Genomic DNA, 25655 nt, shown 5'->3' on the forward strand with positions numbered 1-25655 from the left:
CGGATCGCAGATTTCTCGAATGTGATCTTGCGATAGCCCTAACGGTTATTTCCAACGTCCAACGAAGGCGAGCACGTGCGTGCACACCGCGGCGATGGTTGCGCTCATCGCTAGCGTCGTAGCAGACCCCGAGTCGCACGCGTCGGCCATCCTGACGGGAGGTGCAACCGGATAGTCCGGCCTACTTCACTGAATGCGGATAGTGACCAATTGCGGCCATTAGCTTGATCGATCCCGCCAATCAGAAGCTGACCTGCCGCGCGTTCAGTCGATTCAATCCGCCAGGTGAACTAACCATGTTGAAGATTCATGGAGTTGTGACGATGAGTGACATCATTACACTTCCACACAGGGGTGCAGGGCTCGACAGAGGGATAATTTGTGTCGAAGCTACGACCGTGGGGTATCGTCGGCGTTTCATGGCAGCGGCGCTGCTCCTGGTGGCCGTGGTCGCCGACGACATGACCCACACTTCTAGAGTCGGATCGGCCGGCCGGGCGCGACCACTGTGAATGCTGGTCAGTGTAATGCGTGAGATGCATTCGAGCACCCGTTGAGAGCACGCCTTTCCGTATAGCTTGAGGAGTCCTTTATTAAGGGAGCGTGGCGGTTTCTATGATGAGGCAAATAACATCAATCTTCGCGGCGGTGGTCGCTGTGTTTGCGTTGACAGGTGAAGCAATGACGACGGCCGCGTCGGCGGGTGGTCCAGTCGGGCCACTTATCGACGCAAGGCCGTGCGATTCAAGCGACCCAACGCCGCAGATCAGACTTGCTCTTCGCCCAGGCGCGGTGATCTGTTATGGCGGCACGGTCGGATCGATGAGAGTGGATAATATCTACGCGACAGGACTGGCCTCTGGTGGATACTGGGGATTTGTGACCTGCGTCGAGGATCCTGGAACTTTGCATTGGTTGTTCAGGCCCAATGATTTTGTTCGCTTGGATTGCCACGTAATGTGGATCGGGATTACCTGTCCCGACTGGCGATGTTTGCAGATCACCGCCCGTGCACATGGTCAGCCTGCGACTGAGGCAACACGCGTCGGAGGTTTCGCCACCCGGCGAGTGCGCAGTACCGGTTGAATTAGCGTCCTACGGTAGTGCGCGATCGGTCATGCGTGGCTGGTTCGTGACCTAGTGTCGCCGCTGCCCGCGCCTCAGCCTGGACGCCTCCAGTAACCGCGCCGCGCGGGAGGTTGCAATGAAAGCGAGTTGATGTCAGGGTTCGTCGTCGATTTTTCTAGCATTGGTAAAACTGATTGATCAGCAAGTCGGAAACTATCTGGAGGTTTAACGATGAAGAAAGCGCGTGCCCTGCTGCTTACGCTCGGCCTGGTTGCGTCGGCCCTTGCCATATCCGCGACATCCGCAAGCGCGTCTCCCTGTGGCAAGCACCTCGAGGCAGGGATTCCTCCCTACCTGTGGTGGCACAACTGCAGAACAGTAGGTGATCTCGTGGAGATCCACTGGGTCGTTTTACCGAACCAGAATGTGTGCATTCCGGTCGGTGAAGACCAGATGGTGGCAGCGTATTTTAACCCCGATAACCCGGTCGACTCGGCGAGCGATCTGACATTGGCAGGGGACTGTTGAGTGTCTGTTTGCGATGCTCCCGGCATTGGTGCAGTAGTGAGCGGCGTGACAACGTGTCGGTGGGAGCGTGCGGCGAAAGCTGCCTAGGACTGCCATCCGGGGGGTGAAGTCGTGGTGGGCGCCGCTACCTGGTGCGGCTATCGGGCGGGTTCGGAGCGGTGCTGGCAATCATCGACAGCACCGCTGCTGTAGACGTCACGCTTACCGCACCTGTCGATCACCCATCCGCCGGACGAAATCACTGTGACCTCGTCCGGCGGATGGCCCGGCGCGGTCGCGGCGGCGACCAAAATTACGTGACTGTATTCCGGCCAACGCCGCAGAACGCGACCGCCGCCAGGCAGCGCGGATCACGCTGCTGGAGAGTCGCTTGTCCGACGCGCTCGGCGAGTCCGTCTGGCGGGAAACCGGGCTCGGCGCCCCCCGCAGACCTCGATGCACTCCAGCGCCGAACTACCCAGCTTGAGCAGCACGACCTCGAGCTTCGCCGACAGCCCGCCGACCGCACCGACGAGCTGGAAGCCGCTCGTGCCGCAAACCGCGAAATGATGGCCCAGCTCAACCGCCCGGGACTGTGAGGCAGGATGTCGAGGCCAAACCGGACGCAGCTGGGGGATCTCGTATGAACTTCAGGCAGCAGGCACGTGCGCGGCTGACACTGATCAAGGCGCACCGCGGGTCCCTTCTTGCCTGCGCTGCGACTGTGCTTGTCATGGTGCTGTCGGCTGTCTGGCTCAACGACACGGACGCGTGGGCGGGACTGGGGCAGTGGGCAGGTGCGTTCGGCTCGGTTCTCGCCGTGACCGTCGCCTTGCGAATCTCCCAGCGCGAAGCCGCCAATGCCCGCCAGCTCTCACAGATGGAAGCCAACCGCGAAGCCGAGCAACGGCGCGCGGAAAGGGTCGAGCACGCGCTCGAGCAGGCACGCCTTGTGGTCGCGGCCGTCGAATACCCGACCATCTCCGAAGAACTCAGCTTCAAGAACCAAACCGGAATGGATCCCCTGGACGCGGTGCGCATCACCAACTTCAGCTCCCGCCATGTGTTCAGTCCCCGCATTGAAGGCTTCGTGCACCAGAAGGGCGGCACGATCACGTGGGACGTCGAAGCGGAATTTCCCGGCGGCTACGAAGCCGCGCCCTCGGTGCTGGGCGCGGGCAACGACGACCTCATCCCTGTGTCGTTGACCTACGACCCGCCGATCACCGATGACGACTATCCGCTCCGCACGAAGGTGGTCATCGGCTTCACTGACGCCGACGGCCGCCGTTGGCGCCGGTTCGGCGAAGACACTCCGCGACAGGTCACGACCAACGATCAGTTCGTTGTGGGCGGCCCGGACTGGTATCGAGCGAGCTGACCCAGAACGTGCCTGAGCCTGACCTGCTGAACCGGATCGGACTCCCCTTCCCCACGTGCCCGTAGGCGTGTGCACGACACCTGGTGGACGCGGACGATCGCGGTCCCCCGGAAAGCGTTCATCCGGTTCAAGGTCGTGCGGTCAGGGTGCGGTCATGCGGAGAAGGTGCCGCGAACCGACGATGCCCGTCCGCCGAACTCGCCCTCGTCACCGCGCACGACAACGCACTTCCTCGCGTGCGAGCCAGCAGCAGGACGCTTCGCACCGTCGTGGTGGAGGCAACTTCGCTTGTCCTCGACTTGACAGCCAGCTGCGCGATGTTCAGGATTCCCACACAGAATGGAACATGCGTTCGACACGACGCAACCGATGCCGCACGGGCAGCGACAACCTGCGCCGGCGACCGGCTGCGGGCAGCACGCGCGGAGAGAGGCAACGCGGTGATCGCACAAAGCCGGGCGGAACGTACACCACATCGGGCAGCGAACCGACCGGCCCGATGCCGCGCCCTCGCCGACGACACATCGGAGCGCTCCAGGCGGCCGACGGCACGTTGCATCCGATGAATAATGCTGGGTCGACGCGGCTGCTCGCGCTCTGGTGCCCGGACTGGCCGGTCGTAGCCGCGGGCGCCGCGGCAGGGCTTCCGGTCACTGCTCCGGCAGCGGTGTTTCTCGCCAACCGCGTCGTCGCCTGCTCCGCCCGCGCCCGCGCCGACGGCGTGACCCGCCGGATGCGGCGACGCGAAGCCCAGTCCCGATGCCCGGACTTGGCCGTGTTCGGCCACGATCCCGACCGCGACGCACGACATTTCGAGGCCGTCGCGAGCGCGGTCGAGACCGTGGCCGCGGGCGTGGAAATCGTCCGTCCCGGCATGATCGTGCTCCCGGTCGCCGGCCCGGCCGCGTTCGTCGGCTCGGAAGCCGCGCTCGCCGAGCGGCTTGTCGACCAGGTCGCCGCGCTCGCGGGCGTGGAAAGCCAAGTCGGGATCGCGGACGGCCTGTTCGCCGCGACGCTCGCCGCGCAACGCGGGCACCTGGTTCCGGCGGGTGGCACGCGGGATTTCCTCGCGCCCTTGCCCTTGACGGAACTGAGCCAGCCCGGCACCGACCGCACCGAGCTGGTCAGCCTGCTGCACCGGCTCGGCATCCGGACGCTCGGAGCATTCGCCGCACTCTCCGAACGCGACGTGCTCGGCCGATTCCCCCGCGACGCCGTGACCGCGCACCGGCTCGCGCGCGGCCTGTCGGAACGCCCGCCGTCACGACGAACACCGCCGCCGGACCTGACGGTCGAGCGGAGGTTCGAGGACGACCCGCTGGACCGGATCGACGCCGTGGCGTTCGCAGCGAGAACGCTGGGCAGCGACCTGCACGTGCGCCTGGCCGACCGCGGCCTCGCGGTCACCCAGCTCGCCATCCACGCTCTCACCGAGACCGGCGAGGAACACAGCCGCACCTGGCGTGCTTCCGAACCCCTCACCGCACAAGGGATCACCGATCGGGTGCGGTGGCAGTGCGAGGGCTGGCTGCGACGCCGCGAGGACGACCGGCCCTCCTCCGGCATCGTCCGCGTCACCCTCGAACCCGCAGAGACCGTCTCCGGCGGCGCGCTGCAGCTGAGCCTGCCCGCCGCGGGCACACAGCCGGACGCCGACGACCGCGCCGCCCGCGCGATCGGCCGTGTGCAAGGACTCCTCGGCCCGGACCGCGTGTTCACCGCTGTACTGACGGGCGGGCGCGGACCAGCCGAACAAGCAGTTCTCGTGCCGTGGGGCGACAAACCCGACGCTGCCGACGCCGACGCCCCGTGGCCGGGACGCCTGCCCGCGCCCTCGCCCGCGACCGTGCCGGATCGTCCCTGGCCCGCACAGGTCCTCGGCCCCAGCGGCGCCCCCGTCGCCTGGACCGCGCGAGCGCGATTGACCGAACCTCCGGACACGGTCGCTGTGGGCGACCGCGCTGCGCGGCAGGTGACGCGCTGGGCCGGGCCCTGGCCGGCTGTCACCGTGCGCGTCGGGCCCGGCTGCGCCCAGCGCGTCGTCCGGATCCAGGTCGTTCTCGCCGCTGCTCGCCCCGATGACAGGGAAGTCGCTCTGCTCCTGTCGGGAAAAGCGACCGCGGACGCCCTCGCATGGACGGTGGAAGGGCTCTACGACTGAGCCGCGGCCTCGCCGCCGCGAGCTCCCCGCGCAGCAGCCAAGCGGGAGCGCGACGCGGTAGCCTCCAGAGTGTGCCGGACGCTGATCGCAACGACCTGACCGACAGGCACCTCGCCGCGGCAAACCTGCTGCGCGAGCCCCGGACCGAGATCCTCGGCCTGCAGGAGCTGGCCCGGATCTGGCGAGAAGACCCGCACTACCGCGAAGCCGCCGTGCCGTTGCTGACGACCTTCCTCCTTGAGCAGCATCCCGAGAAAGCAATGGAAACAGCGCGGTGCCTGCTCGCCGAATTCACGGAACCGACCGAAACGTCGCCGTAGGCAACCTGCGAGCACTGCCGGGATCCAGCAATGCCCGCAGGTTCGTCGTCGCCGTGTCCAACGGCCAGGCCCGGGTCGCGACCGAGCTGGCGGCGAGCGGGCCCGGCGGGCCGTCACGCTAGAGGACCGACTCGTCCTCCGCGCGCATGTGCGGGCAGTACACCGGATCTCCCAGCCGCAGCGGCTGGTCCGGGCGCAGCGCGGCCCAGAACGCTCGCGACTCCGCTGTGTTCGCCAGGACGGTCGTCGACCACGCGTAGCCAGGCCCGCGGGCCAGTGCCGCCGCGACCAGCAAGGTCCCGATGCCGTGGCGCAGGTACGCCGCGTCCACCCGAAGATGCTCGATCACGCCGACCCGCTCCGCCTCGCACACCCGCAGGTCCACGTCCGCGATCGCCCGGCCGTGCCACTCGAGGACGACCTGTCCCACGCCAGCGGTCGTCGCCGGCGGCCGGACCGCCAGTTCCAGGTGCCCGTACGCGCTCCCCCGCGGCCCGGGCACGAGGTCGACCTCCAGCCAGACCGCGCGCGGCATCCCCCGCTCGATGCAGAGCGCGCACCGGCGACGGCGCGCCCGCAGGCCGTGACCAGGCGAGGTCTCATACCCGCCGCCAGGCTCGAGAACATGGCCGTTCACGCAGTGTTCGTGATCCCAGCCGCGCGGACGCACGGACATACCCAACGGCGGAGGGACGGGCACGGCGGACACAGCGGGAGTATCACTCCACACGCCTGCATTGTCGAACAGATGTTCTGCCGGTCACAGCTGCGACTCAAGCCGGCCAGTCCGGTGCCGAGGTACCCGCGCTGATGCCAGCCTGGCTTTGCGTCATCCGTGAGGCGCCATTGGACAGGCGAACGGTAGTAATCAACAACCGGCCGTGCACCGGTCGGTTGAGGCGTGGTTGGGGTTTGATAACTGGCCGTTGACCGCGCCGATTCCTCATGGGCGCGCGATTGCCGAGAACGCGTGTGTGCTCGCTGTTGATCGAGTCAGGCGGACCGCCCGAATCCCTCTTGGCCCGCCGATGGCTCGCCTTTGCCCAGCCCGTCGTTGTCGTAGTAGGCCTGCCCAGGCACGGGCAAGGGCCACTTTCGCCAGCCTTTTGGCCTTCCTGCGTGTGTTTCCTGAAACACCCAGTGATAGAGGTTCATGTATTCGGGCTCCAGGACTATCCCGGCGCCGTTGATGCAGCCCACCGGGTGTCGGCGGATGAGCGGTCTGAGCAGCGGCATCAGGTCCATTCCGCTCGGCCGTCCTGCGTAGGCGGCGGTGGTCGCGGCGACGACGAGATCCGCGAGTTGCAGGTGAGGAACATGACGGCTGTCAGCGGTCACGATCGGCAGGACGATCTTGTCGGGTCTGACGTACTCGGTGCCGAGGCTGGTTAGCCCCAGCGACTCTGCGAGCCACTTTTTCTCTTCGGCGGCACCGCCTCCGGGTTTGTCCGCGATGATCAGCCCGATCTCGCCGAGATCGTCCAGGTGCAGAATCACCCGCTCGTAGAGTCGCTTGAGAAGGATATCGGCGCCGACCTCGGCCGGCGAGCGGGTGGCATAGCTGACTCCGTGGTCCAGGATCACCACGATCGTCACGGCCTGGCGCGCGGCGGCGGCCTCCAGCATCTTAGCCCGCAATGGCCCGACGATTCCCCAGTTGTCCTTGAGGAAGCTTCCGCGCGCGGGTGCCCACTTCAACTCCTCCCCGGGCGGGATTCCAAGTTCGTCCCGAATGGCGTTCAGGTCAGCGGCGTAACCGGCCACTTGGTCTCCGGGGATGCTGACCGCGCCGACCGCCAGCAGACGCTTCAACCCGGCCCGGCATGGTTCGAGCTGCTGGCTATCGTCAACGAACACGACGCGCATAGCGGGGCCTTCCGGTGCGCTGTTAGTACCAAGGAGTCGCCCCGAACAGCGAAAACGTGACACGCGCACCAACGTTCTGCAGCACGTCGCGTGTTGTTGGCCGGTCGAGTTGCTGTCCTGCGAGTTCTGGCGGGACCTGGCAAGGTCCGACTGACCCAGTCCGGGGCCGGGATGCTCTCTGATTTAAGCGTTCCGCGTCAGATCTGTGCGTGCAGCATGTCGCGACCGTTATTTCCCGGCATCCGACGTGTCCGCCGCCGGCTCGATTCACCTCTTAAACGAGTCGTCCTGATATCGCTAGGAAGGCCCAGGCGGAGCTGTGTGCGTTCCTCGCCCTTCGCGGGGATTCTCCTTTCTCGAGCGTCGGCTCCGACCTGGCGCAGGGTTGCCCGTCCCCTTTCGCATCCAGCGTTAGTGTCCGCCGGTCTCGGACACCCTGCCGACCCCGACGCTGCTGGGCGCGAACCGGCCGCACCAGTGAGCCTGCCGGTTCGCGCTGGACAAAACAGGACAACGACCGGCACGACGATTCCGGTCGCGCGAATGGGAAGACTCGACGCTCGCCCTTTACGAAGCGTTCTTCGCCGGCGCAGCGCTGTCTGTGCGGATCACGTGCACAGGCGCGACGAAAGCGAGAGACGGGAAGCCCTCGTCCTTCACGATCGACGCCCCGGCCATCCAGCTCACCGGCGATTCGCTGGAGCGTCGATCCACGAAGTCACCACGATGGAACTGCCCTTCCGGATCCTCGACCGGGCGCCACCGACGCGCTGACGCTCGTCTACACCGGACCGACCCCCGCGACCCCGACCCCGCCGACCGGCACCTGATCCAGCTGCGCACGGGCTCGCGTCAGTCATGGGCCAGGTCGGCGAACCGGCTGTAGTGCAGCTGCTGGGCGACGGTGATCGTGGCGGTCCGTCCGTACTTGTGCTTGGCGAGGATGAGGTCGGCTTCGCCCGCACGCGGGTCGTTGGGTTCCCAGGCATCGGGGCGGTGGATGAGCAGCACGTAGTCGGCGAGGTGCGCGATGGTCCCGGAGTCGCGCAGGTCGGCCAGCGACGGCGGGGCGGGAATCGGCTTCCGCGGTCCGGGGTTGGCGGTCAGCTGCGAGGTGACGACGATGGCGATGCCGACGTCCAGGGCGAGGCGTTTGAGCCGCCGGGTGACCTCGGCGATTTCTCGTTCGCGATTCTCGTACGGCAGGTCGCGCCGGGCGGTCACCAGGTGCAGCGAATCGATGACGACGAGCCGCACGTCCCGGTGGGCGGCCAGACCGCTGATCTCGTCGGCGAGGTGGCCGATCTCGACGCCCTTGGGGCGGGCGATCACGATCGGCGAGGCACTGATCTCGGCCGTGCGCTTGGCAAGCCGCGTCCAGTCGTCGTCGCCCATCCGCCCGGTCCGCATGTCTTCCAACCGCACCTTGGCCTCGCTGCTGAGCAACCGCTGGGCGATTGGACCGATCGGGCTGGCCAACGCGAGGTACGCCGCGGGAATGCCGTCGCGCAATGCGGCCGACCTCACGAAGCAGAGAGCGAGCGTGCTGGCGCCGACGCCGGGCTGGGCGCCGATCACGGTCAGGGACCCCGCCGCCAGACCGCCGGTGATCCAGTCGAGTTCGTCGAACCCCGTCGGGACGTTCCGCCCCGCTCCCCCACCGGACTCGATGGCGTCGAGCTCGTCCATGGTCGAGCGGAGCAGGCTCTCCAGCTCCGGGACGCGTCTGCCGGTGCGGTCCGACGCGGCGTCGTCGACAAGCGACCGGGCGCGCCGGACGGCTTCGCCGGTGTCGCCGGCAAGGTCTTCGCTCTCCCTTTCGGCGAGTTCGGCGATCATTCTCGCGGCCAGCCACAACCGGCGGAACACCGCTTTGTCCGCCACGATCTGGGCGTAGTATCCGGTGTTCTCGACCGTCGGGACGCGGTCGGCCAGGGCCTGCAGCAAGTCGGTCACGCTGCCTGCGCCCGTCGGCCCGGCTCCGTTGTGCAGCTTCTGGGCCACGACCGCGACGTCTGTCGCTTCGCCCTCGCCGTAGAGGTCGATGACGGCCTCGTAGACAGCGGCGTGCACCGCGTCGTCGAAGTCGCGCGGATCCAGGATCTCAGCCACGTCGACAATCGCAGCTGTGCTCAGCAGCATGCCGCCGAGAGTCGCCTGTTCAGCGCCGTGATCATGAAGTAGGCCGCCGCTTTCCCCGCCCTGCCTGTTCCGGGCGGACATCTCGTCATGCGCACTGTCGGACTCGGAAGACTCGGAAGACGCCGTCACCCGACCTTTATAAGGTGCGCCGCCGTCCGCGCAAGCGGCAGGGCCCGCAGGTGCACACGCCGCCGTCCCAGCGCCGTCCGCCCAGCGTTGTTCGCACCCGCAGTCTGCCCGGCGGCCGCCGCGGGCCCTCGCCCGAACGGCTCGCGCGGCATCGTCAAGGGGTGGCGTCGAACGACGCACAGCGCCTGCGGCGCGAACTGTCCGACGGTCAGCCTGCTGCCGCGCCCCGGATGTCGGCGATCCGTGTGACCGCCTCCAACACCCGTGCGGTGTGCTGGTTCCACGGGGCTTCTGCGGCATTGCAGGGAACCCCGGCAGCGGCGGCGCAGGGCGTGCCCGGACACGGAACCGCGACCACCGCGGCCGGGGGTCACCGTGCTCTACGGAGGCCGCGAATGCGCCCACTCGTGGTACGGACGGCCGGTGCCGTTGCCCGCGCCGCGAGCGCGATCCGACGCTCCCACGAGTTGCGCGGGCGTGTACCGGTGAGACGAGGGGGCCCAGCGTTGTTTCCGCGCCGCCTCGTCGGAGGGAATCAGCACCGGTGCCCGCAGCACGTACACCAGCGCGGCGGCCCTCCGATTGTGCGGATCTGTCAAATTTGCGCGCCCTCACCTTTCGGGTTCGACGAGGCAAAGGCACCGCTTGCCGAGCACACGCTCGAAGCAGTGGAGCGAATCGACCTGCCCGCCGTCGACCGAATGGCCTATGTCTTCGCCGCGGCGGCGGACCCTGCCGGCAGCCTGACCTGAACCGTGGAGAACATTTTCGACACCTCTGGAAACTTGACCTAAATACCCACCTTCCACCAAATTGCCGGTGCGGTGCACGGGAAATCAGCCAAGCGGCGGAAGTGTCGATCTAGGGCGAAAAGTAGCATGACCGGAATGATCGCCAAGAGAATTTTGGCCGGTGTCGCTGTCGCACTGGCATTCGCTGCGAACTTGGTCGCCGCCACGACGCCGTCCGCCTCGGCACAGCCGCTGGGCCGTGCGAAGAACGTATGCTTCTCCGAGCCCGTCCCGAACGGGTGGATGGTCACGGCGTACTTCGACTGGTACCCCTGCGGAACCCCGGATCCCTACATCCACAACGGCAAGAAGATCCAGGACATCACCGACACGCCCCCGGGCGCCTCGGCACCCACCTGCGTCATGCCGACCGCCGCCGGTTTCTACGCGACGTCGTTTTCGAACTCGTTTTCCTGCAATTCCAGCAAGACCCCTGACAACACTTTCAACAACCAGCAGGCGGTGACCAACCTCAACGGGGTCCCGTCCGGTTTCACCATCGTCATCTGCGGTGTCCAGCAACCGCCGAAGGGATGGACCGCACTCGCGGTCGTATCGGCGTACCAGTGCGTCTACTCCCGGAGCGGCGGAATCGGCCAGAACGGGGTCTCGATCAGAAAGAATTGACCGTGCGCACCGCCCCGGCGCCACGATTTCAGCGGGTGTCTGCGAGAGCCGCAGGCACGGCCTGAGAGGCCGACAGCACCCGGGTCACTGGTGCGGAGCGCTGGCGGGCAGCCGGTGCCGCCCAGGCAGCTTCGTCAATGCCAACGTCGATCGTCGGATGGCCGTCGGCGGAGCAGACGCGACGGGCTGTTTCGTCGATGCCGTAACCGGGCCCGCCGTCGCGAGCACGACCGCGATTGGCACGCGTTCCAACACGATTCTTTTCCCCTTTGATTTCGTCCCCGCGCACCCGCGCGGGGTGGCACCGCCATTCAATCAGAGACAGCGGCGGGAAGCGGTCGCGCGGGGGCGCCAAAGCGGAATGCGGCTGAATGCGGGTCGGTGCTCCGCCGAACGGCGGGAACGGGTCACCCGGCGGGGAAACGGATCTGCGCTCCGCGTTCGTCGAAGCGCATCGTGCCGCCCCGCCACGGCCCCTCCAGTGCCGAGGCGTCCAGCGCGACGCCGGTCATGACCTCCAGCAGCAGTACGGTCAACGCCCCGGGCGGCAAGCCGCGGGCGGCACCGGCGAGGTCGTCCTCGTCGTCGACGCGGAACCCGAGTTCGCGCATCCGGACGGCGAACCGGTCCGGGTCCGCGCCCGAGCGGCGGTAGCTGTGCAGCGGATCGGCCACTGTGGCCACCTGCCCGTCCTCGGCGGCGCAGACTTCCTGCACATTCGGCAAATACAGCGCCGTCCCGGCCAAACCGCCCCGAGCCGACAGAGCGGCCAGCAACTCGCGCCGCCATCCCACGAACCCGCTCGGCCCGTCGCACTCGACCACGAACGTCCAGCCCCGCTCCGGCCACTCCCGCGCGAGCACCAGCTCCCGATCCATCACTCCGAACGGCACGTCCCCGAACGTCGCAGGCCCGACGCTGCCCGGAGCAGCACCCATCACGGTCAGAACCTCGTCAGGCTCCCGCCCGCGAACCAGGGTCACGCACCAACCTTCGCCAAGCTCGTTCTCCATATCGAACGGCACCGTCACGCTGCTCCTTCCTCCCGGCCCGCGCCCGACGGACCGGTCCGGGGCACGGGCTTCGCGATCACGGTCGGCATCATTCCCACTGCGTCGAGCGGCCCTGCTCACGGCTAGACGCACCGGCCAGCCGACGCGTGCTGCCGCGGGCACCCGTGCCCGGCGCCGACAAACTCGGCCCTGAAAGTAGCGGTTGCCGAGTGCCTGATCCAGAACCGCGGAGAGATGCACCGAGCGCGCACCGTAATCCGGACCTCGTCAGCCTTCCGTTCGCAGACGAGGTCTTGGACGAGCGGGAGGTCGAGGACGCGGCTAGGGCTGCGATGACCGGGGCGGCGTGCAGGGCAAGTTCCGCACGGCCCAGTTGGCCGCCAGTGCGAGTCTGCGTCGGATGTCTCTTGCTTTGAGCCGCCCCAGCACGGAGGCCGCCGGCCGCAAGAAATCCGCACCGACCTCCGCGACCGGCTCGTCGAACTGGCCGACGCCCGCCGAACACAAGTCCTTCAGCGCTGGACTGCGACCGGCGCTGGTCGCGGTCAACGACAGTCTCGACCCCTCCGCCGCAATCCGCCTCACCGTGACGGGCAGCGCGCCGCCATTCCTCGCACTTGAGGTCATCCACCTGATCAACTCGGCCCGCTCTGCGACGGCGCGGAGCAGATAGCGGGTGCCGGTCCGGTGCCGGGGAAGTCGTGTTCGATGCTGTCGCAGAGCTGCCGGATCGCGTCGTCGACGTCGGTGTTCCAGAGGATGACGGTGTTGTCTTCGCTGCTGCTGGCGAGCACGCCGGTCGCGTTCCAGTAGATGCCGGTGATCTTTCCGGTGTGACCGGTGAGAGTCGCCCAGCGAGTTCCGGTGGCGACTTCCCAGAGGGCCACAGCGTCGCTGTTGCCGAATGTGGCGATGTAGCGGCGGTCCGGGCTGAAGTACGGCACGCGCGCTTCCGTGTCAGGGGTGGAAAACTCGGCCTTCTTGATAAAGGTCGCCGTGTCCCAGACGGTGAGCTTGCCCGAGGCGGTGAGGTTGTTGTCGTTGGAGACCAGCAGCGATCCGTCGCGGCTGAACCGGTACCCCGGCCATGCGTCACCGGGGTTTTCGACGACCGTCAGCTTCTTGATCAGAGTGTAGCCGTCGGTGCTCAGCAGGTTGATCGTCGTACCTTCGCTGGTGTAGGAGAACATGCGCCCGTCCGGGCTGTAGCGCAGGTTGGCGGCGCCGTCTTTTTCGGCGAAGTGTCGCACGTATCGTCGTGCGCCGAGATCGTAGAGCCAGATGCCGCCGCCGATGACGGTCGCGACGGCCAAGGTGCGCGAGTCCCGGCTGAACTCGAAAGACGAATTGGAGAACCGCCGGTCCGGGGTCTCCGGCACTGTGTCGAGCACTGCGCCGGTTTTCGCGTCGAGGATCATGAAGCGGCCGTTGTCGCTGATCCCGACGAGTTTCTCGTCCGGGCTGAGCAGCGCGAGCATGCTGCCGATGTTGAGCCTGGGGACGGTCGCGATCACTCGGCCTTTCCGGGTGCTGGTGTCCCAGATGACGGTGGGCGAGCCGCCGCCGCCGGCGAGCACCGCACGGCCGGAATCGCTGACTTGCAGCGAGTTCGTTACGGGGGCACCGCCGAGGAGCGGGAGGCGGCCACGGTCCCACAGGGCGATGCCTTTGGTGACTTTACTAGCGATGGTTTTTCCATCGGCACTGACCGCCAAGAACGGCCCGTTCAGCGAGACGCTCTTGGCCAGCGTGGCCAGGAACCTCCGGCGGCCGATGTCCCAGAGATTGACGGTGCCGCGAATGTTGACGGTGATCAGCTGCGCATTGGCGCGATCGACCACGACACTGGCCTGCGGAATGGAGTCTCCGGGTAGCTCGCCGACCTGCTGCCGCGTGGTGACGTCCCAGAGTCGGATCGCCGATGTCGCGCGGTTGGTGGTCGCGAGAGTGTGCCCGTCGGGTGCGAAGTCGGCGGAGTTCGTCCACGCGCTGGCCGGCGGCAGCGTTCCCGCGCGGGTGGCTGTGCGCAGGTCCCAGAGCGCGAGCGTGCCGGCGGTGTCGGTGTAGACGAGGAGCGTGCCGTCGGGGCTGAACGCGACAGCGGGGCGGCTGGCAATATCGGGCCCGTCGTGCTCGGCGGCGAGGGTGACGGGGGCAGCGTGCCCGCCGGTGTCCCACAGCTTCACCTGGTTGCGCTGATCGGCGGAGGCCAGCAGCCGTCCGTCCGGGCTGAACCGCAACACTGCAACAGCCGTGTCGGGCTCGGTAACGGTGAACGAGGCCGTGATTCTGCGCGAAGCCAGGTGCCAGATGTGAATGTGCCCGTCGATCGTTCCAGCGGCCAGCCGCTGGCTGTCCGGACTGAACCTGACCGCGATGACCCGGTCGAACGGGGCGTCGAACACCGCCACGAGGCGCCGGCCGGGAACATCCCACAGCGTGAGGCGGCGTGCTTCCCCTGGCGCGGCCAGCCATCGCCCGTCGGGGCTCAGCGCGACCTGGGCCTCCGGACTGGCCTTGGCCGACCCGGGCAGCAGCGCGTGGTAGGCACGGTTGGACGCGAGGCTGAGAATCGCGCCGCGGGCTTCGACGGTCGGCTCGGCGTGGTAGGCGTCAAGGCTCTTCCGGATCGCCGCGGCCGGGTCCACCCCGGCTTGTGTCTGGGCTTCGGCGGCGAGTTGCCGCGAGGTCGCGACGCGTTCCTGGGCGAGCGCGTTCTCGCGCTGCCGCACGGCCACGACTGCGACCGCGAGCGAGACGACCAGCAGCACGGTCAGGCTCGCGGCGAGCCAGCGCAACTGCCGGGTTCGGCGCCGCCGCCGGGCGTGCTCACGGACCTCAGCTGCCCGGCTCGCGTCAAGAAATTCCCGCTCCAGGGCGGTGAGCCGGATGTCCGCGCCATCGGCCCAGTCGGAGACGGCCGCCAGGCGGAGACCCCGGTAGAGCGTGCCGGGGTCGCGGTCGAGGCATGTCCAGTCGCTCGCGTCGCCGGACAGGCGGCGATGCAGCCGCAGTCCGTCGCGGTCCTCGTCCAGCCAACCGCGCAACCTCGGCCACGCGCGAATGAGGGCTTCGTGCGCGATCTCGACGGAGTCGTGGTCGAGCACGATCAGCCGTGCCGTGCTGAGTTTGTCGAGCACGGCCTCGAGATCGCTGTCGGGCAGGTCGAGTTCGCTGCGGTTCAGCCTGCGTTTGGTGTCTTCGGTGCCTTCGCCCAGCGCGGTCAGCCGGAGGAACAGCTCCCGCGCCGCGTGCTGCTGTGCCGGGCTGAGATCGGTGAAAGCGGTCTCGGCGGTCTGTGCCAGCGCGTGCGCGATCCCGCCCGCAGCCTGATAACCGCTCAGGCTCAGCATCGTGCCGCGGCGACGCCGCCACGTCTGCAGCAGCGCATGCGACAGCAGCGGCAGCGCACCCGGCTCTCCCAGCGCGTCGGCCGTCACTTCGGCCAGCAGAGCGCTCTCCACGCTGAGCCCGGCAGCGGACGCCGGGCCGGAGACCGCGGCGCGCAACTGATCGGAGGTCATGGGACCGACCACGACCTGGGTGCCGTTCATCGCCTGCGCCAGCTCGGGATGAGCGCAGCAGTGCGCGTAGAAGTCCGCGCGCACCCCCACCACGATGCGGGCACGGCTGGTCTCGGCGGTCGCGGCGGTGATCAGCGCCGCGAGGAACGCCGCCCGCTCCGCCGGGTCCTGGCACACGGTGAACAGCTCCTCGAACTGGTCCACCACCACCAGCAGATCCCCCTCGGCCTCACCGGCCGCCAGCCATTGCCGGGCGGAGTAGTGCAACCCGGCGGCCTCACGGGCGATGTCGTGACGCAACCCCGTCGCCGATTCGCCGGACACCGCCGCCAGGGCGACCGCGAGCTCCTCCACCGGATGCGGCCCCGGCGTGACAGCAACAACCGGCTCGCAGGCTTCAGCAGCCTGTGCGATCAGGCCCGCGTACAGCAACGACGACTTCCCTGCGCCCGAGGCACCGACCACGGTGACGAACCGATGCTCTGCCGCCGCCGCGCGGACCTGTGCGACCAGTTCGTCCCGCCCGTAGAAGCGTGCGGCGTCACCCGGTTGATAGGCGCGCAGCCCGAGGTACGGCGCCACGCCGTCATCAGCCGGAGATTGGGCAGTCTCTTCCTGCGGTGGCGCCTCAGCCGCGAGAGCGGCAGCGGTCTCCTGCCACCGTCGCGTCCACTCAGCGGTGTCCGCACCGCAGGCGCGCACGAACGCCTCCGTGACCGCGAGGCTCGGGAACTTCTTGCCGCCCGCGGCGTCGGACAAGGTCGTCGACGAATAATGCGCACGCGCCGCCAATGCCCGATACGACGGATTCCCCGCCACGGTCCGGACCTGGCGCAGCGCCTGCGCGAACTCGGTCAGCACCGACCCGTCCGACGGCAACGGCTGTTCCGCACGCGGCATCGCGTTCCCTCCCCGTCACTGAGGGTCCCAGAACGGTGACCGGCCGCGCGTCCGCCGTCCGGCGGACAACCCCGAACGGACCAACCCGCAGCACGACACCGCGGCACACTATTTCCTGCCGTTCGGGCAACACCCTCCCGGCTGCGTTACGACGTTCCTGCGTCAATGGGCTCATGCCACGGGAGCGCGGCCCGACCGGGCCCCGGAGTCGTTGTCCGGAACTGTTGTCCGGTGCGACGCACAGCGACACCGGACACGAACGACCGGCTACATCTGGAACCGTCCCGCCGATTCCGTCGGAGAACCCGCGTTCCCCCGCGGCGCGGCGGCGATCCGAAATCCCTCTCGAAACACCACTCTGATCGGAGAGACCATCGTCATGCCGTCCAAGACCGCACGCCGACGCGCAGCACGGATCGCCGGCACTGCAGCCGTTGCCGGACTCTGTCTCGCCGCGGTGCCGCCCGCCGCGTCCGCCGCCGCCCCCACCGTCCTGACCGCGACGGTCGACCACGCGAAGCCCGTCCAGGTGTGCTTCCTCAACGCCGACAACGTCGACTATCGCTACGGGCCCGGCACCGAGTACCTCATTGCCGGATGGGTCGACAAGGGCCAAGGCTTCGACGTCGTCGAACGCCGCGGAAACTGGTCCGCAGGCCACCTGTGGGGCCCGGATTACACCAGCTTCTACTGGATCGCGAGTCACTACCTCAACTGCTGACACAACACCCGGACGAATACCGCATCAGGCAGGAATCAGCAGTCCCGGCTTGAGATCCGGATGCCGGGCCGACTGGGCACGGAGCCACTGCAGCAAGGTCATCACCGGGCATTCGATCCGGCCACCGGACGCCACTAGCCACGGCGGTTCTGCAGGCCAGTCCCCGGCATCTGGATGTCGAACGGCTTTCTCGGACTGGTGCGCAGGAATCCGTGCCCGAGTGACACGGATTCCTGCCGGCACGTGTCCGGACCCCGACGGATCGTTCCGCCCCTGCCCGCGACCGCCTGCAGCGCTCGAGACCCAGGGCCGGCAGTCGACCGCCGCAAGACAGCACGCGCACCGGTGCGATGCTCCGATTTGGAAGAGGTGTCATTTCTGTGCGAAGAAACCGATGGATACTTCGACGCGCGCTCGTCGCGGTGACTGTTCTCGCGGGAGCCGCAGCCCTCGGCGCGAACCCGGCGGCAGCCGCGCAACCAGCGCCCCCGCCCGGTTCGCCGACCAGGGTAGTGATCACCGGTCTCGACGGGAAACCCTGGCAATCGGGCCCGGCGTATCCCGCGACGGCAGAGGGAGCCCTCGCCGCTGCCGCGGCGAAGGGCAACGAACCGTCGCCCGAACAGGCCACTCCGGAGTTCCGGAAAGCCATTGCGGAATTAGAGAGCCGATCGCCCGCCGAACCGGGAACGACCCAGGAAATTCCGCAAGATTTCCTGAACCGGTGCAAGACAGATCCGCGTGCGGAATCCCCGACGGGCCACGTCTTTCACCGCACGTTCTGGTGCCAACGCTTCGGACTGAAGGCGCAAGCGTACCGGGGCAGCGCGCTCAGCGGCGAGGTGACCTTGAAATGGATCGCGGTCGCGATGGGACAAACCAGGACCCGGGAGAATCTCTTCGAGCTGCAGCCGACGCTCGCGGGCGACAACTGGGGCGACTACAAGGACGCACTGACCACCCAGCTGACGGTCGGCCCGGTGTGCAGCACCACCGGCGATCCAGGCTGCAGCACCCACACCGGGCCGCTCGCACTGTCGTTGGCCGACTGGCAGCGCGAAGTCCGCAGCGCGTCGTGGTTCGGCTGGCGCATCGAGTCGGACGCGACGAAGAGCACCGCGGTCGACAAGGTGTCCCGCCACCAGTGGCACGTCACCGCCGGCGCCCACACGCCGATACCCGGGTCCGAATGGACCGCTGACAGCCCGGACAACGGGATGCGGTGCGACTCCGCCCCCTACTTCCCCGGCTACCCCCAGTCATGCATTAATTCCGACGTGATCTCGTGGCTCCCCGTGGAATCCAGCAAACTTCCCGAATACGCCGCGCATCTCCGCCAGGCGCAGAACGAGCCGAACACGACGCTCCCGACGGAGTCGCACCCGAAACGGATCCCCGGCAAGTACTTCAACGGCGACCCGCTCAAACCAGGCCTGCACAGGGTGCCCCAGGAAGACAATAAGGTGAACCGGCGCGAAGCAAGGAAAGCCTGCGCCAAACTCCCCCCGCGCCAGCCGACCCAGCAGTGCGACGAGTACCCGTTCGCATCGACGCTCGAAGGAGCGGCGAGCCCCGTGTGGGACTTCTCCGTGAAACACATCGACGGGAAGCAGAATCAAGTGGGAGGCAACGACCTGCAAAAATTCTACCGTGACGACAGGATACTGTACAAACTCCAGGACCAATTCTACGTCAACGTCATTGACTGAGTGAAGGTGCGATGGCCACGCTGCTGCGCCGCTTCGCCGGCGAGTTCGAACTGGACTACTCCACGCTGTTCATCGAGGACGACGCGGTCGACCGCGACATCGTGCCGCCGGACTCGGACGGGTGGATGCACGCCACCGAGCAGCAGGTGAGCCTGGGCAGTGTTTCCGGGATGTACCTCGTCCCGGAAACACTGCTCGAGTACTGGGATGGCGAGCCGCCGCCCGCCGCGGACTGGCCCGCCGTCAGCGAGGCCCTGACCTGGTTCTCGACCGGCCGGCTCTGCCTCTGGCGCACCATCCGCGAGCAGCCGCTCGCCAGGTTCGACCTCGGAGGGCCAGGGCTCTACCGCGTCCGCGCCCACACCGGCGACCGCGACCGGATCCGGCAGGAAGCAGAAGCCGCGCGGCATCGTATCGCGGAAGGAGCGGAACCTGAGCCCCTGCGCGGCGCAGAGCGTTTCCTCGTCCAGTTCTGGCCCGCACCGCCGTCTGACACCCGCGGCCAGATCGAACCTCCGGGGAGGCTCTACTCGGAGGACTCCGAGCAGCAGCGGTTCGCTGACGCAGTCCACGCCATCGCGACCCGCGACCCCAGCGATTTCAGCGACGCCCTCGAGCGCACCGAACGAGCCGCACGCGAGAGAGGCCATCGCTGACCAAGCAACATTCGTCCCGAGCAGTGCCACGCAGCGTCGCCGGGAATATCGCTCCCCTTAGGCGGCGTCTGCTGCTGCCGTGCCAGTTCGCGCAACGTTGGCCCCAGGTCGCGTTTCGGCTGCGGCCACCCCGCAGCGGTGCTGGGCGCTTCCTCGTCGACGTCGTCGGCCTCGCCAGGAAGCTCAAGGGTGTCGCCCGGGGCCACCCCCGCAATGCTCGCCACAACAGTGGGAGATTGTCGCCCAATGTCTGTCCGTTACTGGACGTAACTCGCCCGCGGCGGCCTTTTCCTCAGTGACGCGGTGCAGTCGGCTCATGGCCGTTCGCCTCGTCAGACAGATGCTTCCTGTATCCCGTTCAGGGGCGGTCGATGTGAACGCGGTGGATCCAGGTGTCGCCTGGTGTGTCCCTGAAGTCCAGGCATTTGCCGGCCGCAGCGGTGGTGGTCGCGTTGTGGACGTCGTCTGATGACCATTGCACGTTGACGGGGGCGTTGCCGGCGCAGACTTTCTGGACCTGGTGGACGGCGGCGAGTGTGCCGCTGCCGGTGACGCATTGGTTCCCGGTGTCGGTGTAGATCGTGACGACGTCCTGCTGCGGGCCGCAGGGGACGGTGGGGGCGGGCTGGTCGCTGTCCGCGGCCGGCGTTGGTGCTGGTGCCGGTGTCTGTCCTCGCACGGCGAGCACGGTGGCGGTCACGGTGGCGGCCGCGAGGACGGCGAGCGCGGCGAGGAGCTGTCGGGGGCGGCGGACGCGTCGCCGGTGCGCGGCTTCGTTTTCGGCCTCAGCGGCGGCACTGGCGGTGAGGAATTCCTGTTCCCGGGTGTTGAGCGCGGATTGGTTGCCCTCGGCCCATGCGCGGGCGTGCGCGAGGCGGGTGCCGCGGTAGAGCGTGCTGGGGTCGCGGTCGAGGGAGGTCCAGGCGTCGGCGGCTTCGGTGAGGCGGCGGTGGGTGCGCAGGCCTTCGCGGTCCTCGGCCAGCCAGCCGCTGAGCCGCGGCCAGCTCGCGATCAGGGCCGCGTGGGAGATCTCGGCGGTGTTGTTGTCCAGCAGGATCAGCCGGGCCCGGGCGAAAGCCTCCAACACTGTGTCGATATCGGAGTCCTCGGCGGGAAGTTCGTCGCGGTCGATCCGCCGGGCGGTGTCGTCGGTGTCCTCGCCCAGCGCGGTCAGGCGCAGCAGCACGTGCTTGGCGAGCCGCTGCTGGTGCGGGTCGAGCGAGCCGTAGACGGATTCGGCGGTATGGGCGAGCGCGTGCCGGATCCCGCCCGCGGCGTCGTAACCGCTGAGAGTAAGCGCGGTGCCGCGCCGGCGCCGCCAGGTTTCCTGCAGCGCGTGCGATACCAGCGGCAGAGCACCCGCTTTGGACGGTCACCGGTGTTTCCGGCGCCGACCATACGGGATTTTGCAGCAGTCGTTCTCGTTGTCGCGACCGATGCTGCTGCACGAACTGCCCGCAGCCCGCGCCCAGCAGCGGGTTGCCGGATTCCGTGCGCACCTCCGTTGCCCGAGGTCCTGTTGCGACCGGCTGGTGCCGGACCTGCCGCTGAACGGCAGCGACTGTCATGCGTCGTGCGCCCAGCGGCGTATTTCGTCGTAGGCAGCGAAGGTATCGTCGGGCGGGTTGCCCGCGGCGTCGTCGCCGGACGCGGTCTGGCCAGGATCCGTTGCGGAGGGCCAGAATTGCAGGAGGAAGTTCTCGACACGGTGGATCATGTCGTCGGGGTTGGCACCGAAGACCGCGTCGACCTGGTCGCCGCCCCAACGGCAGATACGCACCTGGTAACTCCCCGGACTGGCCAAGTCGAGCAAGCCTGTTTCGAGACCAGGAGCCGAAAACCCTCGGGCTCCTACTTCACGGCGGGCGAACGACGTTGCGACCGTTATGGCGTCGCTCCCGGGCGGCCCGCTGCACACCGGTTCCCGGGGCCATGCCTCGAGCCGCACGGCGGCGGCTTTCGTCCATTCGCTCGAGGGCTGAACGACGATCGCGTCGGCGTCGGCCGCGGCCCAGCCCGGCTGGTGCGGAAGCAGGTGCGGGGGCTGGTCCAGCCCCCGCACCTCGACCACGAACCTGCCGTGGTCGACGCCGACAGTGCCTTCCACGAACGCGGTCGGCGTCGCCGGCCCGTCAGGAGCCCGGTCAGCGCGCCCAGACGTAGAATTCATCGAGTGAACCGTACAGGACGCGATCGCGGTCGTACCAGCCTCGCAGAAGCCCGCCGGCTATGCCGTTCTGCGTCCCGTCGACGTACTTGACCGAGAAGTTCCCGTCTCCCTTGCCCGCGCCCTGCCGCGTCGTCGCGAACGGGTATTCGTCGCACTGATATGTCGGGTTCGGTTTCGGGATCGTCGCGCAGGCGCGGTCCTTCGCCGCTTCGTTCTTCTTCCAGTCCTCGCCCCGGTAGGGCACCCGGGTCAGCCCGGGCTTGTTCAAGTCCGCCCACTTCCCCGGGATCACTTTCGGCGTCCCCTTGTTCGGGTCGGTCTGTTCCGGGTGATCCTGCGCGAGGATGATGTGGTCGACCACCTGGTCGTATCCCTCTCCCTTCACGTAGTTCAGGCGGGAGACGACGTCGGTGAAGACACAGGACTTCGGGGTGGTGAAATACGCGGCGGAGTCGCAGCGGAGCCCGAGCCGGGTCCCGGGACCCCAGTCGATCCGGCGTCCGAAGTCGTCGATCGCGAATCCGCTGCCCTGGACGAAGTTCCGGATCACCTTTTCCGGCAGCTGCGTGGCTACATTCTCGTCCGAGGCCATGTTCCACTGGACCCAGTCCCCGTTGTCCCAGTCCCCGACGTCCTTCACGACAGTCTCGTTGTCGATCGAGCAGCCGGCGGTCAGGACCGTGCACTTGAACGTCGCGCCCATCGTCGACCATCCGGAGAAGGTCCCGCGAGTGCTGTGGTCGTCACCGTGGATGAAGATGTGCGTTCGCCGGTCCAGCGGGTTCGCGACGGCGGCGGCCCGGTACGGGATCTCAAAGTAGCCCTCTTCCTTGCCGTTGACGAAGATCGCGGCCCAGATCTTCCCGTGCTGGCACCAGAAATTCCGGTTCAGGACATGGCCTTCCCGCGACCCGGATCCGGGGCGCTTCAGGCATTCGTCGAGGATCGGGATCGGCGGCTCCGCCCGCGTGCCGGCGGCACCCAGCGCGGCCCGGGCTGCGTCGGCGTTCCGCTGGTCGCCGCCGTAGCCGTCCGACACCTGGCCTCGCTCGGCCGCAATCCGGCGTGCTTCCTCCAGCGATCCGGTGCGCGCGGGCTCGGGCTGCTGTTGCAGTTGCGGGGTCGGTTCGTCGAAGCCCGCGAACCCGCCGACGCCGACGACCGCGGGACCGCTGGCGTCGCGTCCGGCGGCGGACGCCGAACCCGGTGTCGCGAGCGAGCCGCACACCAGCCCCGCCAACGCCACCGCCAGAACACTACGAAAAACGCGTCTTTTCACAACATCAACTCCCCTTTTTCATGTTCCGAGCAGAACGCATGAACATGAAGAGGACGTCACGATTCCCAGAATTCCCCCGACCGGTTTTCCGGGAAACGCCCCCTCGGTTCGTCGACGATGCTAGCGAAAAGCAGGTTTGCGGTCGAGCCTGTCAATCATGACTGTTCCGCATGCGACATAAATCGCTGCCGCAGGCGGACTTAATCTGCGATGCACATCGATTCCGTGATTGCACGAAGATCGCATCACATCGCGCAGTGCGCTCATTATTCCGTAGGCGAAACTCCGCTGCTGCGAGCGCACAGGCCATGGTCAGGACCTCGTCAGCCTCCCGGCCGCAGACGAAGACTCAGACGGACGGGAGGTCGAGGACGCGGGCGACGGCCGCGGTGACCGGGACGGCGTGGCTAGGCAGGTTCCGCGCGCCCCAGTCGGCAACCAGCACCAGGAACTCGGCGAGGTCGTGTTCAACGCCGGCAAGCAGGCGCTGCAATGCGATGGCCGGCAGTTCGATCACGGGGCCGTCGCTCTGTTCCGCGTCGATGGTCAGCCGGACGAGGTTGCAACGCGGCGCAGCGGGCGGCGACGCTGCTCGCCGGAGGTCTCGCCGACGACCCGGACCCGGTCGTCGACCTGGTGTGCATCCTGGCCGAATGCCCGGCAGGCTCCGTCGAAGACGCGGCCGAGCGCGCCGGCCTGCGCACCGGCGAACTCAGCCGCCTGCGATCGGCCTACACGTTCGGCCGGGTGCACGGCGTCCGAACCGCGCGCCGCCCCTTCGTCCCGCCGCCCGGTGTGATGCAACGGGCAGCCGACGAGATCGCAGCACGCCACTCGCTGCGCGGCTCCACGCCGGGCATCGAAGACAACTGGCTCACCTACTCCGCCGCGCAGGTCCAGCTGCGGCTGGGCACGGACAAGCTCTGGTACCCCCACCACCCGCAACACCGCAGGAGACTGGTTCCCGGCCCCACGGCAGTCCCAGGACCCGCGCGCCGGATACTCGGCCGCGATCGACGCCAGGAACCGGCGAACCTAGCCCACCGCCGAGCCGCCGGAAGGCCTCCAGGCCATGTTGCGAATGCATGCGTCGATCGGGTTCGACTACGCGGTCAGCAGCCAGGGCCGCACGTTCACTCCGCCGCCGGCCCGTCCTGGAACATGTCCAAACAGGCCGACTGCCCGGTTGTTCATGACCGCTCAAACTTGAACTCGACCCCTCGGACCGCCGCCCCCTCGAACAACGGGTCTTTCGCAAATTCCACCGCCTCAAATTCTGGACCCCAGCCGAATTGCACCCTGCGGAAATTTGCCTCAGCCGAGAAAATCAGGTCGGCAAATCTGACAAATCCATTAAATGCGCTTCCCTGAAACTCGACATCGTCGCAAAAGCGAACTTTTTCGAACGTCGCGGGTCCGCCAATGTCGACGAGTCGAAACTCCGCCCCTCTCGAGAAGTTTGTATCGCGAACGATGAACTGACTGAACTGCGCCTCCGAAAAGTCCGCAACAGCAGCAAACTTCGAGGAATCAAGGGAAGCGGACCTCGCAAACCTGCCCCAGGCGAAGTCTGCGAGACCGCCGAAAGTTGCGGCGGTAAATCCGGCAGCCCCTTCGAACATGGCGTGCCCAAAAGTGCAATCATTCTCGAATGCCACCTCGGAGAAAGCTGCCGCAGCCAAAAACTTTGCGTGGTCGAATGCGGCCACATTGGAAAATCTCGCGCCGTGAACCACCACATTTCGCTCAAAAACTGCATGCGAAAATCGTGCAGGTCCAGTGAATATCGTCCCGTTGAGTCTCACCGATCCGACGCAGCTGAGCGCCAGGTCGAAGTTTCGGAGGCGCGCTCCGGACAAATCCAGGTCACACGGTCCCCAGTATGCTTCGCCGAGGTCAGGTCTCGCATGGTCGGTGATGAGCCGTTGCGCGGCGCTGCGGACTTCGCGCTCCTGGGCGTTCTCGCGATCCTCGGCGTTTTTTCGACCGAGCTCGCCGGATCTTTCGGATGCGCTCTTTTCCGGCATGCGCAGATACGCGCACAGTACGTTGACGATGGTCTGGCGTTGCGATGCGTTCTCTTGTGCCAGGCGTTCGAGTGCGTAGAGCCCGCCGAACCGCACCGGGGCTTTGTCGGACCCGAGTTGCTCAACCGCCTTCGTGTAGAGCTCGGTGATCCGTCTCGCGGCAGCGTCCTGCCGGGCGTCCTCGGCGATGCGTTCCTGGTGCTGCTTGGTGTCCGCGGCGACCTGTTGCTGGTGCGCGAGTGTGCGCTCGCGGGTGTCGAGGTCGGCTTCTGCCGAGTGCTGCCGCCGCCAGGCAAGGTAGAGCGCGATGACTCCGCCGCTTCCCACCCCGATGCTCAGCCCGATCTTCAGCGCGTCCAACCGCGCCCTGACCAGGTCTGCACCGTTCAAACCCGCTGTCGCCGGCCACCACAGCAGCACCACAGCGGCCGCGGTGAGGACAGCGATCACGACCGCGGTCGTCCACATCGCTCTCGGCGTGAGTTGGCTCAACCGCCTGGCCCGCGCGGTCACGGGGTAGGCCGGGTCGAGAGCCACGCGCTCCTCGGGCTTCGACGGGTCGTCGCTCATGAAGGTCACCTGATCCTGTGTCCGTTGTCCGGCTCCAGCTCACCGGATCCGACCGGCTCAGCGGAAGCCGCGTTCTGATGACCCCGGCACCGAC

21 protein-coding genes are annotated in these 25655 nt (G+C 67.5%); 8 read left to right on the forward strand and 13 right to left on the reverse strand.

Annotated elements, in window-relative coordinates; genetic code table 11:
• Window positions 1-1299: 1299 nt before the first annotated feature.
• From ACZ7OI_RS16730 to ACZ7OI_RS16745, 4 genes are all read left to right on the forward strand, one after another.
• Window positions 1300-1596: a hypothetical protein gene (locus tag ACZ7OI_RS16730; protein ID WP_470265082.1), complete on the forward strand. Its 297-nt coding sequence runs from the start codon at window positions 1300-1302 to the stop codon at window positions 1594-1596.
• A gap of 622 nt (window positions 1597-2218) precedes the next feature.
• Window positions 2219-2956, forward strand: a complete 738-nt coding sequence (locus ACZ7OI_RS16735) for a hypothetical protein (RefSeq protein WP_470265083.1) — start codon at window positions 2219-2221, stop codon at window positions 2954-2956.
• Between the two features lie 562 nt (window positions 2957-3518).
• Complete coding sequence (locus ACZ7OI_RS16740) at window positions 3519-5117, forward strand: DNA polymerase Y family protein (RefSeq protein ID WP_470265084.1); 1599 nt, start codon at window positions 3519-3521, stop codon at window positions 5115-5117.
• Between the two features lie 71 nt (window positions 5118-5188).
• The gene (locus ACZ7OI_RS16745; protein ID WP_470265085.1) at window positions 5189-5437 is read left to right on the forward strand and encodes a hypothetical protein; all 249 of its coding nucleotides are present in this window, start codon (window positions 5189-5191) and stop codon (window positions 5435-5437) included.
• Window positions 5438-5555: 118 nt separating this feature from the next.
• On the opposite strand, the gene ACZ7OI_RS16750 is transcribed toward ACZ7OI_RS16745, so the two are convergent.
• The 5 genes from ACZ7OI_RS16750 to ACZ7OI_RS16770 all read right to left on the reverse strand — a co-directional run bounded on the left by ACZ7OI_RS16750 (window position 5556) and on the right by ACZ7OI_RS16770 (window position 10173).
• A complete protein-coding gene (locus tag ACZ7OI_RS16750) occupies window positions 5556-6074 on the reverse strand; it encodes a GNAT family N-acetyltransferase (RefSeq protein ID WP_470265086.1) in 519 nt (172 codons plus the stop codon).
• Between the two features lie 356 nt (window positions 6075-6430).
• Window positions 6431-7303: a DUF3800 domain-containing protein gene (locus tag ACZ7OI_RS16755; RefSeq protein WP_470265087.1), complete on the reverse strand. Its 873-nt coding sequence runs from the start codon at window positions 7301-7303 to the stop codon at window positions 6431-6433.
• 567 nt (window positions 7304-7870) lie between these two features.
• A complete protein-coding gene (locus ACZ7OI_RS16760; RefSeq protein ID WP_470265088.1) occupies window positions 7871-8017 on the reverse strand; it encodes a hypothetical protein in 147 nt (48 codons plus the stop codon).
• 138 nt (window positions 8018-8155) lie between these two features.
• Window positions 8156-9874, reverse strand: coding sequence for a DnaB-like helicase C-terminal domain-containing protein (locus tag ACZ7OI_RS16765; RefSeq protein WP_470265089.1), 1719 nt, complete (start codon window positions 9872-9874; stop codon window positions 8156-8158).
• Window positions 9875-9954: 80 nt separating this feature from the next.
• Window positions 9955-10173 (reverse strand): hypothetical protein, encoded by a 219-nt coding sequence (locus tag ACZ7OI_RS16770; RefSeq protein WP_470265090.1) that lies wholly within the window; start codon window positions 10171-10173, stop codon window positions 9955-9957.
• A gap of 288 nt (window positions 10174-10461) precedes the next feature.
• Here ACZ7OI_RS16770 and ACZ7OI_RS16775 point away from each other — a divergent pair, with 288 nt between their 5' ends.
• Window positions 10462-10992, forward strand: coding sequence for a hypothetical protein (locus ACZ7OI_RS16775; protein WP_470265091.1), 531 nt, complete (start codon window positions 10462-10464; stop codon window positions 10990-10992).
• Between the two features lie 407 nt (window positions 10993-11399).
• Here the strand turns inward: ACZ7OI_RS16775 and ACZ7OI_RS16780 are convergent, their stop codons facing one another.
• A complete protein-coding gene (locus ACZ7OI_RS16780; RefSeq protein WP_470265092.1) occupies window positions 11400-12023 on the reverse strand; it encodes a DUF6461 domain-containing protein in 624 nt (207 codons plus the stop codon).
• Window positions 12024-12640: 617 nt separating this feature from the next.
• Window positions 12641-16429, reverse strand: coding sequence for an nSTAND1 domain-containing NTPase (locus ACZ7OI_RS16785; RefSeq protein WP_470265093.1), 3789 nt, complete (start codon window positions 16427-16429; stop codon window positions 12641-12643).
• 379 nt (window positions 16430-16808) lie between these two features.
• Between ACZ7OI_RS16785 and ACZ7OI_RS16790 the strand changes: the two genes are divergently transcribed.
• From ACZ7OI_RS16790 to ACZ7OI_RS16800, 3 genes are all read left to right on the forward strand, one after another.
• Window positions 16809-17150 (forward strand): hypothetical protein, encoded by a 342-nt coding sequence (locus tag ACZ7OI_RS16790; protein WP_470265094.1) that lies wholly within the window; start codon window positions 16809-16811, stop codon window positions 17148-17150.
• Window positions 17151-17572: 422 nt separating this feature from the next.
• Window positions 17573-18859, forward strand: coding sequence for a NucA/NucB deoxyribonuclease domain-containing protein (locus ACZ7OI_RS16795; protein WP_470265095.1), 1287 nt, complete (start codon window positions 17573-17575; stop codon window positions 18857-18859).
• Between the two features lie 11 nt (window positions 18860-18870).
• Window positions 18871-19515, forward strand: coding sequence for a hypothetical protein (locus ACZ7OI_RS16800; protein WP_470265096.1), 645 nt, complete (start codon window positions 18871-18873; stop codon window positions 19513-19515).
• Window positions 19516-19873: 358 nt separating this feature from the next.
• On the opposite strand, the gene ACZ7OI_RS16805 is transcribed toward ACZ7OI_RS16800, so the two are convergent.
• The 6 genes from ACZ7OI_RS16805 to ACZ7OI_RS16830 all read right to left on the reverse strand — a co-directional run bounded on the left by ACZ7OI_RS16805 (window position 19874) and on the right by ACZ7OI_RS16830 (window position 25561).
• Window positions 19874-20869, reverse strand: coding sequence for an nSTAND1 domain-containing NTPase (locus ACZ7OI_RS16805; RefSeq protein ID WP_470265177.1), 996 nt, complete (start codon window positions 20867-20869; stop codon window positions 19874-19876).
• Between the two features lie 210 nt (window positions 20870-21079).
• Window positions 21080-21685, reverse strand: coding sequence for a hypothetical protein (locus ACZ7OI_RS16810; protein ID WP_470265097.1), 606 nt, complete (start codon window positions 21683-21685; stop codon window positions 21080-21082).
• Window positions 21660-22931 carry a NucA/NucB deoxyribonuclease domain-containing protein gene (locus ACZ7OI_RS16815; protein WP_470265098.1) on the reverse strand — a complete coding sequence of 424 codons (1272 nt, stop codon included), beginning with the start codon at window positions 22929-22931 and terminating at the stop codon, window positions 21660-21662. The genes ACZ7OI_RS16810 and ACZ7OI_RS16815 overlap by 26 nt, the downstream gene beginning before the upstream one ends.
• Before the next feature lie 382 nt (window positions 22932-23313).
• Window positions 23314-23481: a hypothetical protein gene (locus ACZ7OI_RS16820; RefSeq protein ID WP_470265099.1), complete on the reverse strand. Its 168-nt coding sequence runs from the start codon at window positions 23479-23481 to the stop codon at window positions 23314-23316.
• A 29-nt stretch (window positions 23482-23510) separates the two neighbouring features.
• Window positions 23511-23903: a hypothetical protein gene (locus tag ACZ7OI_RS16825; RefSeq protein ID WP_470265100.1), complete on the reverse strand. Its 393-nt coding sequence runs from the start codon at window positions 23901-23903 to the stop codon at window positions 23511-23513.
• A 251-nt stretch (window positions 23904-24154) separates the two neighbouring features.
• Window positions 24155-25561 (reverse strand): pentapeptide repeat-containing protein, encoded by a 1407-nt coding sequence (locus tag ACZ7OI_RS16830; RefSeq protein WP_470265101.1) that lies wholly within the window; start codon window positions 25559-25561, stop codon window positions 24155-24157.
• Window positions 25562-25655: the final 94 nt, after the last annotated feature.

The sequence above is a fragment of the Amycolatopsis sp. NPDC114503 genome, from assembly GCF_055633655.1.